This window comes from Ruegeria sp. L12 (genome assembly GCF_056531745.1).
Genome location: NZ_JBQFMH010000005.1, coordinates 279,683 through 291,192, shown reverse-complemented (window position 1 = coordinate 291,192; position 11,510 = coordinate 279,683). Strand labels below are relative to the sequence as shown.

The window sequence follows — 11,510 nt, the reverse complement described above, 5'->3', positions numbered from 1 at the left end:
CTATTTCCCCTCCTGCGGTGCCTTGAACAGGTCCTTGCGCAGCGTCATCAGTGCGCCGGGATCGATTTTCGCCTGAATGACGGTGGTTTGTCCGGATGCAATCGCCTGCCGCAAGGCGGGGCCCATGCCGCCGGGTCCGTCGACCCAGATGCCTGTGCCGCCGCAAAGTTCGGCAAATTTGTCAAAGCGCGGCGACTTGATTTCGGCCCCCAGCAGACGCCCGCCATAGAATTCCTGCTGATAGGCTTTCTCGGCCCCCCAGGCCTCGTTGTCCAAAACGACAATGGTGATGGGCAGATTGTGTGAAACGGCGGTCTGAATCTCGATCATCGTATAGCCCACGGCCCCGTCGCCCATCACTGCCACAACCGGGCGTTCAGGCGCGGCGGCCTTGGCCCCGATGGCAGCGGACAGGCCAAAGCCGACCAGCCCGAAATCGAGCGGTGTGATCAGCGACATCGGAGCGTAATGCGCCAGCCGGTCGGCGGCCTGAAGGCAGGTATTGCCGGTATCCAGCGTGACGATGGCGTCCTCGGGCAGCGCAACGCGTATCTCGGCCAAGGCGCGGCGGGGATGTAAGGGCAGGGTGCCGATGGAGGCTTCTTCCGCACGCTCGGCCCAGAGGCTGTCCATATCCGTGCGGAAAGCATCGCGCCACGGCGTGCAGTCGGGTTTCGGGGTCGCTTCGGCCAGTGCCTCGGCGGTCAGCCGCGCATCGCCCTGCGCCGCGATTTCGGCCGGGAAGTAGCGCCCGACAGCCGCACCCTCGACATCCACATGGGCGATCCGTGTATCAGAGCCAATGTAATCGTTGCTGTGAAAGGTCGAGTTGAAGCCCAGCCGTGCGCCCAGCACAACCATCACATCCGCCTCTTTGGTCAGACGGCTGGCCACCCGGTTGCCGCGCGGTCCGGCCTGACCGGCGAACCATGGATGCCGGTGGCGCATGACATCGGCATGGCCGGTTGAGGCCACCACCGGCACCTCCAGTTTTTCCGCCAGCGCGGTCAACGCATCCCGGCCCGCGCTCCACTTGAAACCGCCGCCTGCAAAGAGGACCGGGCGTTTGGCCGCACCCAGCAGATCGGCAATCGCGGCGACATCGTCCGGGGCGGCAGGTCCCGGACGGGCAGTGTTGACGGGTTCAGGCGCGATGGCGGGGATGTCCGCCGCGAACAGGTCGCGCGGAACATGCAGCACCACCGGACCACGGCGGCCCGTATTGGCCAGCCGGATTGCATCCTCCAACATCGGCACCAGTCGTGACGGATCGGTCACCATGACCGAGCGTTTGCTGATCGGTGCAAACAGCGCGACCTGATCGACCTCCTGAAACGTATCCTTGCATTGATCGGCGCGGGTGATCGCCCCGGCGATCACCACCATCGGGGAATAGGTCAGATGCGCCTCGGCCACGGCGGTGACGATGTTCACCACACCCGGCCCGGCCTGTGCGCCCAGAACCACACCCGGTTTGCCGGTCATCCGCGCCCAGGCATCAGCCATATGTCCCGCCGCCCGTTCATCGCGGGCCCCGACATAGGCGATGCCACCGCCCTGATACATGGCATCATAGAGTTCCAGCATCGAGCCGCCGAGCAGCCCGAAGACGGTATCGATTCCGTTCGCTTTCAGCACACGATAGACGGCTTCGCCGCCGTTGATTGTGGTCATGGTCTCAATCCTCGGATCGGGGCCGCAGGTTTTGCGGGTCATAAATGGCGTCGTGATGGACGGTGACGGAAATGTCTCGGTTCAGGATCTGCACGCTGAGGCCTTCGGGCGGTGTGCCGCGCCGCACGAACAGCCATCCCAGCGACTTGCCAACAGTATAGCCATAGCCGCCCGAGGTGGTCAGCCCGACAGGCTGGCCATTCAGCAGCACGGGTTCACCGCCATGAATATCGATGTCGTCGGCGTGGAGTTCCGCGTAGAACAGTTCCCATTCCGGGTCACGGGACAGCAGAGCTTGTTTGCCCAGAAACTCCCGACCCACGGCTGCGACGAAACGGTCCAGCCCGACATCCAGCGGTCCGACATCGGTGGTTAGCTCAGCGCTGGCACGATAGGCCTTTTCCATGCGCATTCCATTGAAGGCGTATGAGCCCAGATCGGTCAGCCCGTGCGCCGCACCCGCGTCGAACAGCGCGTCGTAAACTTCGGCAATACGGTTCAGCGGGGCGTGCAGTTCCCACCCCAACTCGCCCACAAAAGACACGCGCAGGGCATAGCAAGGCACGCCCGCGATAGCGATCTGTTGCCCCGAAAGCCACGGGAAAGCGGCGCTGGACAGGTCCGCATCGGTCAGCTGCGACAAGATACGACGCGAGGCCGGGCCGGACAGCGCCAACATCCCCCAATCGGCGCTACGGTTGATCATCCGGACGTCTTCACCGGGGCGGATATGGGATTTGATCCAGCCGAAATCCGGATTGGCGCGGGCAATCGCCGAGCCGGTGAAATAATGATTTTCGGCGATACACCAGATAGTGATCTCGGTCTCGAACCGGCCCTGTGCGGTCAGCAGGTGGTTCAGGCTGATCCGCCCGTCTTTGCGGGGAATACGGTTGGCCGACAGGCGGTCCAGCAGCGCCGCCGCATCCTTGCCGGTGATCTCGAACTGGGCAAAGGCGCACAGGTCGATCACCCCCGCCGCGGTGCGCGTGGCCTTGGCCTCTGCCATGGCGTTGGCGTGCCAGTTCTGATGCCCCCAACCTATCCGCTCAACCTCGCCCACTTTGCCGAAATAGCGCGGGCGCTCCCACCCGGCGATCTCGCCAAACACCGCGCCCTTGGCGGCCAGCCGGTCATAGAGCGGATGCCGTTTGAGTGGGCGCAGGCTTTCGAACTGTTTTCCGGGGCGGGGCGTGTCGTGGCGGCGCATGAATTCATCTTTGGTGCGCTCGACAATGAAATGATCGGTGGTGAAATCGCCATAGCGGCGCGGGTCGAGCCCGCGCGTGTTGATTTCGGCCGCGCCATGCACCATCCAGTCGGCCAGCACCTTGCCAGCCCCGCCACCCCAGGCGAGGCCGATGGACGAGCCGCAAGACAGCCAGACATTGGGTACACCCGATGGCCCCACCAGCATCCCGCCATCCGGCGTATGCGTGATCGCGCCGCGCACCACACGCTTGATGCCCAGATCGGCCAGCACCGGCATTTTGCCAAAGGCCACCATCAGGAAATCGCCTATCGAGTCATAATCGGCCTCGAACAGCTCATTTTCCGCAGCCCAGGGCGCACCTTGCGGCATCTCCCAGACGGTGGGGCAGACATGGCCTTCGTAGATGCCAATCAGGCCGGATTTTTGTTCCTGCCGGATATAGCCGCCATAGGCATTGTCGCGCATCACCGGCAGTTCCGGGCGGCCTTCGAACTCGGGCACAGTATCCGTGACGAGATAATGATGCAGGCACGACACCGAGGGGATTTTCAGCCCGAACCATTCCCCCACCTGATTGGCGTAGGACCCGGCGGCGATCACCACGTGTTCGGCCAGCACATCGCCTTTTTCGGTCGTCAGCAGCCACATATCGCCCTTGCGGCTGGCCCCTAACACCTGATTGTGCCGCTCGATTTTAGCCCCGCGCGCACGGGTCGCCGCCGCCAGCGCCATGGTGACGCCCGAGGGATCGATGTGCCCGTCCTGATAGGTGCGCACCGCCGCCTTGATATCGTCGGTTCTGTAGAACGGATTTACGCGAGCAACCTCCTCGGGCCCCACCAGATCCATCGGCAGGTCCAGCAGTTTGCCCACACCCATGATCGACTTCATCCAGTCGACCTCATCGTCGGTGGTGGCAATGCGGAACCCGCCGACCTCGTGCCAGCCGATGCTTTGACCGGTTTCCGCCTCAACGCGTTTGTAGGTCTCGATCGAGGTTTTGTTGATCCAGCCCGCGATCCGGCTGCCCACCGCATGGGCAATCTGCCCCGCCGCGTGCCAGGTCGATCCGCTGGTCAGTTCGGCCTTTTCGAACAGGATGGTGTCGGTCCAGCCGTTTTCGGCCAGTTGAAACTGCGCCGCGACACCCATGATGCCGCCGCCGATGATGGCGACACGGGTGGTGCGGGGGATGTCCGACATCAGAACGCCTCCTTCGCGGGTTTGAGAGTGGCGCGGGCGGCGAAGCGGGCGCAGGCGATTTCAATTTCGAAACCGGGCAGAATCGTTTGTTCGGCCAATTGCCCAAGCGGAGCGCTAACCATCGCAAGGGCAAGCGATCGCCCGAAGCGATAGCTCCACGCAGCCGAGGTGATCTGGCCGACGACCTTTCCATCATAATAGACCGGTTCGTCATGGATCGGGATCGCATCCGGATCATCGAACAAAAGCGAGACGATGCGGCGCGTCGCGCGGCCCGCTTTTTTCAATGCCTCTTCGCCGACAAAACCGCTGCCAAAGGCGCAAAAGCCATCCAACCCGGCCTCTTGCGGTGTGGTGCCCGGAGTCAGTTCGTGACCAAAGGCGCGGAACCCGCTATCGATGCGCAGGCTGCCGCTGGCATAAAGCCCCGCATGGGTGGCACCCGCAGCCACCAAGGCCTCATGCGCGGCCATCGCCATATCGGCGGGGATATACAGCTCATAGCCTTCTTCCCCGGTGAAGCTCAGCCGCCCAACCCAGCCACGCGCCAACCCGATCTCGACCGGGGCGAAATGAAAGCGTTTCAGATCGGGAACGGGCACGTTCGTGGTGGCCTGCAACACGTAGCGCGCTTTGGCCCCTGCCAGCCCCAGAATGGCGTAGCCGCTGGTCACATCGGTGAATTCGACGCGGAAAGTACCTTTCGTTTCGCGCATCCGCTGCATGTCGCGCGCAACCTCACCGGCACCAACGATCAGCAAATAGGTCTGCGGCCCATGGCGTTGCACGGTCAGGTCGCTTTCCACGCCACCTCGCGTGTTAAGGATTTGCGTATAGGCGATGCGTCCCACGGGGATATCCATTTGCGCCGCACAGAGCCGGTTGAGAAAAGCTGTAGCATCCGGCCCCTGCACCATGATCTTGCCAAAGGCGCTCTGGTCCAGAATGGCGGCACCTGTTCGACAAGCCTGAACTTCTTGCCCGACCTGATCGCGCCATGCGGGTATACCGAAGGTCAGTGGTAGATGCGCAGCGTCCCCACCGAAATGCACCGCGCGTTCCCAGCCGCCACGCGCCTCGAAGCGCGCCCCGGCGGCCACCAGTCCCACATGGATGGGAGAGCGGCGTTGGCCGCGCGCCGTCTCCATCGACCGGCCCGGATAGGGATTGTCGTAATGGCGGCCCAGCACTTCGGGGATGCGCGCCTCAAGCGCGCCCATCACGTTCATTTCCGGGCTGAAACGGCGGATATCGGCCTCGTTCAGCTCCATCGTCGGTTCCCCGGCGATGATCCATTCGGCCATCGCCTTGCCCGCGCCGCCCGCCAACGCGATACCGGTCGAGTTCATGCCGCCCATGAGAAACAGGCCCGGCACCTCGGGGCTTTCGCCCAGCATGAACTGGCTGTCGAGCGTGAAGCTTTCCGGCCCGTTCAGCAGCATCCGCACCTCGGCAGTTTCCAGCGCCGGAATGCGGCGCAGGGCGTTTTCCATCATCGGCATGAAGTGATCCCAATCTTCATCCAACAGATCGAATGAGAAATCGGCGGGCAGATCGCGGGTCGAAATCCCCTTGGCATGAGGTTCGAACGAGCCGACCAACAGCCCCTCGACATCGTCGCGGGCATAGAGATAGGCGTCTTGGTCGTTCAGCGTGGGCAGATGAGCGCCCTTGCCAAGCGCCTGCACCTCGGCCAGCGGTTTGGTCAGGATGTAGAAATGTTCGCAGGCATAAAGCGGCATATGCGCCCCGGCCATCTCGGCCACTTCGCGCGACCAGAGACCGGCGGCGATCACCACTTCTTCGGCCTCGATCACATGATTGCCGATCTCAACCCCGGAAATGCGCCCGTCTTTCTTTTGCAGCCCGGTAACGCGGGTGTCTTCGAAAATCTGGACCCCGCGCGCTCTTGCGCCCTTGGACAGGGCCAGCGCCACGTCCGACGGGTTGACCCGGCCATCCGCAGGCGACCAGACCGCACCGATCACATCGTCCACCGTGATCAGTGGCCACAGCTCCTGCGCGCGGGCGGCATCGACCACCTCGGCCTCCAGTCCGAAAGCACGGCCCAGCGACACCTGCCGCTTGATATTGGTCAGCCGGTCGGGGTTGGTCGCCAGTGTCAGCGAACCGGTCTGGGTCCAGCCGGTGGCCTGCCCGGTTTCACGCTCCAACTCGCCATAGAGATCAATGGAGTAGTTTATCAGCTTGGTCAGTGTTGCCGAGGGTCGCAGGCGGCGCACCAGCCCGGCGGCGTGCCATGTGGTGCCGCTGGTCAGTTTTGAGCGTTCCAGAACCACGATGTCCCGCCGCCCCTCACGCGCCAGATGATAGGCGATGGAACAGCCGATGACGCCACCGCCGATGATGACCGTGCGGGCGTGCGAGGGCAGGGTCATGGCAGCACCCTGTCACTGATCATTTCGGACAGGGTCGCGCGAAACGCTTCCAACGCTTCGTCGATCAGTTCTGGTTCATGCGCCGCCGATGTAACGCCCGAGGTGTAGGACATCATATCCACCCCGCGCGCCAGCATCCCGTCGCGATAAGCTTTGACCGTGGCTTTGGGCAGCCCGCGTATCTGCGCGGGGCCAAGGCCATCAAGACCGTTGGCGCCAAGATACAGATGAAAGACCGAGCTTTCGCCATAGGCCAGCCCCGGCACGCCCAGATCGGTCAGCGCGGCGTTCATGCCGTCGCGCATCCGCGCGGCCATTGCATCGGCTTGAGTCTGCGCCTCACCACTGGCGAGCACGGGCATCGCGGCGCAGGCCGCCGCCGCGACCAGAGGCGAGGCATTGAACGTGCCTTTGTGGCTGACCGCTGGCGCAATGCCGTCGCGAGCGGTTGTATTGTTCATCAACTCCATGATCTCGGCCCGGCCGCAGACCGCGCCGCCGGGCAGGCCGCCGGTGACGATCTTGGCCAGAGTCGTCAGGTCGGGCACGATACCATCGCGGGCCTGCCGCCCGCCCGGAGACCAGCGGAACCCGGTAATGATCTCATCGAAGATCAGAACCACACCCGCCGCCCGCGCCACGTCGTGCAGCGCCTGCAATGTCCCGGTCGGTAACGGCACACAGCCGTAATTGGCCCCGGACGCCTCGATGATGACTGTGCCGATGCGGTCATCCTGCAAGGCGTATCCCATGGCATCAGGGTCCGCCGCGCAGACATGGATCAGGTCACTCACCGCCTCCGGGACGCCCAGCGACGCGACTTGATCGGTTCCGGGTTTGGCCCCTTTCAGCGCATGGTCGTGCCAGCCGTGATAATGCCCGTCCACCCGCAATACATGGTCTTTGCGGGAGTGCGCGCGGCCCAGACGCAAGGCCAACATGGTCGCCTCGCTGCCCGAAGCAGTAAACCGCGTGCGCTCGGCGCAGGGATAAAGATGATTGACCCATTCGGCCCACTGGATCTCAGCCTCGTGACAATCGGCGCTGAAAATCGCCTGCCCGGCCTGATTTTGGATCGCCTCGACAATCGCGGGATGGCCATGGCCCAGCATCTGGCTGGCGCTGCCCATCTTGAAATCGATGTACCGCCGCCCCTCGACATCCCATTTCTCGGCCCCTTGCGCGCGGTCGATGAAGACGGGATGCGGGTCGCGATAGCGCAGTTCGTGACTGACGCCGCCGGGCAGAGCCGCCCGGGCGCGTGTGTTGAGGTCAGACTGTCTCATTCCGGTCGTCCGATCTGGGCCCGTGTGAGGCGAATGTCGAAATGGTCCCGCAGGTCGCGGTCGATGGTATCGGGGATATGCGTGGGGAAGTGGCTTTGCAGAATGTCGCGCGCTCGTTCGCGCGCCACATCGCCGATCCGCTGCCCGCCTTGTTCTTCCCAGTCGCGGGGGGCGCGGCGATCACCGATATCGGGGTAGAAATAGTCGGATTTCATCCGGCTGAACGTGTGCAACTCACCCAGATAGTGCCCCTCACCCCGACACACATCCGCGATGATATCGGCGGCGATGTTCTCGGGCGTCGCCTCGATGCCGCGAATGGTGCGCAGAATGTTGCCCAACAGGTCATTGTCGCTGACATAGGCAGCATGGCTGACGCCCAGAAGGCTGGACATCATGCCCGCCGCTTGCGTCACAATATTCGACCCGGCATGGGCGGCCATAGTCACGGCCAGCGATTTCTCGGCCCCGTATTGCGCATCCAGCCGCTTGGCATCGGTGATCCCGGCAATCGAGCTGGTGGGCAAATCCCAATGCCGCCCCATCTGCGCGGCGCCTGCCATCAGAATGGCCTGTTCGCCGCCGCCGCCGCTCATCGAACCGGTGCGCAGATCGGCCACCAGCGGTTTGGGCGCAAAGATCGCCCGTGCTTCGGGATCGACCAGCCGCGCAAAGACCAGTCCGGCCAGCGTTTCGGCCACCGCCTGCACCAGCGAGCCCGCAATTGTCGCAGGGCTGGTCGCCCCGGCCTGACCGGCGCTGATCAACTGAACCGGAAAACCCGCCCCGATCGCCAGTTCCAGCACTTCGCAGGCCTCTTCGGCAAAGCGCATCGGCGGCACCACGTGGCAGACCATGACCGTCAGAAAGGGTCGGGCGCGAAACGCAGCCTCACCGCCTGCGATGCGATAACAAAGCTGGGCAATCAGGGCGACGTTCTGCGGTTCGGTGATCGAAATCGACACATGTTTGGACGTGCCGGTCAGACAGGCATAAGCGGTGTTGAGGTCCATTGTGGTGGTATCTTCGATATCGCGCGCCACCACCGACCGGCTGAAATGGTGGATATTGTCCATCCGATCCACGATGCGCGCCGCGTCATAAAGGTCCTGCAGGGTGGAATCGCGATAATAATGCGTATCAAGATCGAACACCCCCGGAGCCGCCCCGCCGGTCGACATATGCACGCGCGCGCCTTCGATCTTCAGGTCGTGTTCGGGCCGCTGCCCGCACAGAGTAAAACCGCGTTGCGCCCCATCAATCGCCCAGCGGACCAGCGCTTCGGGAAACAGTAGCCGCCCGTCATCGGTCAGCGCGCCACCCGCCGCGATCACCTTGTCGATCATCGAAGGGGTGGCCTGACTTAGGCCAAGCGCCGCCAGCAGGGAGAATGCAGAAGCCTCGACCCGCTGTACCTCATCCAGAGCAAGCGGCTTGAACCGCCCGGCAACCACGCCCGGCCAGACCGGCGGGGCAGCATCGTCCTGAGCGGTGTCTTTCAATCGGTCTTTGCGACCGCGGCGTCGGCTGGAATGGACCATCAACTCATGAGTTTTGCTATGCGTTATTGTAGTTTTCCAGAGAGCTTTGCCATTTACAAAAGCAACTTTCTCAGCAACCAATGAGAAAAACTAATCAATAGTCCTGTGATGAAGCCCTCACTTCCCGCTTTGCGCGCCTTCGAAACCGCGGCCCGGCAGGGCAGCTTCCGCGCCGCGGCCGAGGCGCTGTCAGTCACGCCGACGGCCATCAGCCACCATATTCGCGGTCTGGAGGATCAGCTCGGTACGCAGTTGTTTGTCCGCAGCGGTCGAAATGTCACGCTGACCGAAGACGGCGAAAGGCTGGCTGAGGCCACCGCACAGGCCTTTGGAATTTTGGATGACGCGGTGCGTACGCTGCACCGCCGGTCCCGCAAAGTGGTGCGTCTGGCCGCTGGTCCGATCCTTACAGCGCGCTGGTTGATGCCACGGATCAGTGATTTCTGGGAAATCCACTCCGATACCGAGCTTGAGGTCGTGCCATCATTCGAACCCGGAACGCGCACGCATGAAAACGTTGATATCGTGATCCGTTGGGACCGCATGTCCGAAGCATCGGATGACGCGATCAAACTGCTGGAGCTCAGCCCCGTTGCCATTGCCTCTCGGTCTTTTCTGGCTGCCCATGGACCGATTGAGGATCCAAAAGATCTGCTGCACCTGCCTTTGCTGCATCAAAGGAACCATTGGGGGTGGCTGGATTGGTTTTCCGCTATGAATGTGGCGGTTTCAGACCGGCTGCGCGGTGCGATATTTCAGGACGCAAACGCTCTGTTGCGCGGCGCGGCGCAAGGGCAGGGGATCGTGATCGGCTGGTTGCCTTTGATCGATCAGGACCTTGCCGAGGGCCGGGTCGTTCGGCTGTTTGATGAGGTCATTCCCCCGACACATGGCTATTTCATTGAGGTTCGGGGAAGCCGCCCCGTGCGACGAGAGGTGCGGCAGGTTATGGAATGGCTTACGAGTTGACGCATCCCATTTGACTGTAATTAAAAGAGTTTTAGGAGCTTTGAGTTGGTCGGGCGAAAATGCGTGTTTCGGCAAGCGACGTCCAATGCCGATCATGGGCAGGCGATAGAGTGATCTCGTTCAAAGATATTTACTTCTGCAGATAATAAAAACAGACGTGTATGTTTTTTATTTGACGGGGACGTCCGGGTCATCCTAACGTAAACCAACCTCGACACCGAGGACGATTCGAAGGCCCATGACCCAGAGTAGACAACAACAAAAAAGCGAAGAGATGCGTGCCAGATTGCGGCGCGCCACCTTGCTGACGCTGATGGAGAAGGGCTTTCGCAATGCCGGGACGCCGGAAATCTGCCGTCAGGCCGGTGTCTCGCGGGGGGCGATGTTTCACCACTATCCCAACCGCAATGCGCTGCTGCTGGATGCGGCGCTTGATCTCTGGCAGGAGGTCCCCGAGCGTTTGCGTGGGCTGGTTGCTGATCTCAAGGACGGCGCATTCGACGTCGACGCCTTTGTCGACGGCGCGTGGGAGAACATGTTTGCCGATGATGTTGTTCTGCCTTCACTGGAGCTGACGCTTGCAGCGCGCAATGACGATGAACTGGCCGAACCCGTGGCCAAGGGGCTGCGCGATCTGTTCAACAGCTATTACACCATTTTGCACGACACCTTCGCCGCGCAAGGCTGGGACGAAGGTGCCATCCGCGATTGCATCAATCTGGTGCTCTGCGCGCTGCGTGGGCTCAAAGTGCAATCACTGGTCTATCACAGTCCGCAATTTGAAACCGAGATGATGGCGTCCCTCAAGAACGCTTTCAGACACGCGATCCAGGCCATGGCCGAGGACGCAAACTAGAAAAAAACAGGAGAAATATGTCAGCAATTCGGAATGTGCTGCTGGTCATTGCCGACCAGTGGCGCGGGGATTCTATTGCCGCATGGGGGCATCCGGACGTGAAAACGCCGCATCTGGACGCCTTCGCGGCCGAGGCGATGTCGTTCCGCCGGCACCACGCGCAGGCCGCGCCCTGCGGGCCGTCGCGGGCGTCGCTGCTGACCGGGCTGTACCTGATGAACCACCGGCAGGTCAGCAATGAAACTCCACTGCCCGCCTGCGTTCCGACCCTTGCGCATCTGGTAGCGGACAGCGGTCGCACGCCGGTTCTGTTCGGTTATACCGATACCCCCAACGACCCCGATAATACCGCGCAGCTGTAGCCCTGGG

At 62.5% G+C, this 11,510-nt stretch carries 8 protein-coding genes; 3 read left to right on the top strand and 5 right to left on the bottom strand.

Annotation, left to right across the window (positions count from 1 at the left end; genetic code table 11):
* The 5 genes from ACR0K9_RS10865 to ACR0K9_RS10845 are packed head-to-tail and all read right to left on the bottom strand — an operon-like array spanning position 1 to position 9,316.
* Positions 1–1,674 carry a thiamine pyrophosphate-binding protein gene (locus ACR0K9_RS10865; protein ID WP_480823072.1) on the bottom strand — a complete coding sequence of 558 codons (1,674 nt, stop codon included), beginning with the start codon at positions 1,672–1,674 and terminating at the stop codon, positions 1–3.
* 4 nt (positions 1,675–1,678) lie between these two features.
* On the bottom strand, positions 1,679–4,090 hold the full coding sequence (locus tag ACR0K9_RS10860; RefSeq protein WP_480823070.1) for an FAD-dependent oxidoreductase: 2,412 nt from the start codon (positions 4,088–4,090) through the stop codon (positions 1,679–1,681).
* Positions 4,090–6,489, bottom strand: a complete 2,400-nt coding sequence (locus tag ACR0K9_RS10855; RefSeq protein ID WP_480823068.1) for a GcvT family protein — start codon at positions 6,487–6,489, stop codon at positions 4,090–4,092. Before ACR0K9_RS10855 ends, ACR0K9_RS10860 begins: the two co-directional genes overlap by 1 nt.
* Positions 6,486–7,775: an aspartate aminotransferase family protein gene (locus ACR0K9_RS10850; protein ID WP_480823066.1), complete on the bottom strand. Its 1,290-nt coding sequence runs from the start codon at positions 7,773–7,775 to the stop codon at positions 6,486–6,488. Before ACR0K9_RS10850 ends, ACR0K9_RS10855 begins: the two co-directional genes overlap by 4 nt.
* Entirely contained in the window at positions 7,772–9,316 is a 1,545-nt protein-coding gene (locus ACR0K9_RS10845) for a trimethylamine methyltransferase family protein (RefSeq protein ID WP_480823064.1), read from the bottom strand. The genes ACR0K9_RS10850 and ACR0K9_RS10845 overlap by 4 nt, the downstream gene beginning before the upstream one ends.
* A 108-nt stretch (positions 9,317–9,424) precedes the next feature.
* Between ACR0K9_RS10845 and ACR0K9_RS10840 the strand changes: the two genes are divergently transcribed.
* The 3 genes from ACR0K9_RS10840 (at position 9,425) to ACR0K9_RS10830 (ending at position 11,503) form a co-directional block, all read left to right on the top strand.
* The gene (locus ACR0K9_RS10840; RefSeq protein ID WP_480536001.1) at positions 9,425–10,285 is read left to right on the top strand and encodes a LysR family transcriptional regulator; all 861 of its coding nucleotides are present in this window, start codon (positions 9,425–9,427) and stop codon (positions 10,283–10,285) included.
* A 274-nt stretch (positions 10,286–10,559) separates the two neighbouring features.
* On the top strand, positions 10,560–11,141 hold the full coding sequence (locus ACR0K9_RS10835) for a TetR/AcrR family transcriptional regulator (protein WP_480823062.1): 582 nt from the start codon (positions 10,560–10,562) through the stop codon (positions 11,139–11,141).
* A 17-nt stretch (positions 11,142–11,158) separates the two neighbouring features.
* Positions 11,159–11,503: a sulfatase-like hydrolase/transferase gene (locus ACR0K9_RS10830; protein ID WP_480823060.1), complete on the top strand. Its 345-nt coding sequence runs from the start codon at positions 11,159–11,161 to the stop codon at positions 11,501–11,503.
* Positions 11,504–11,510: the final 7 nt, after the last annotated feature.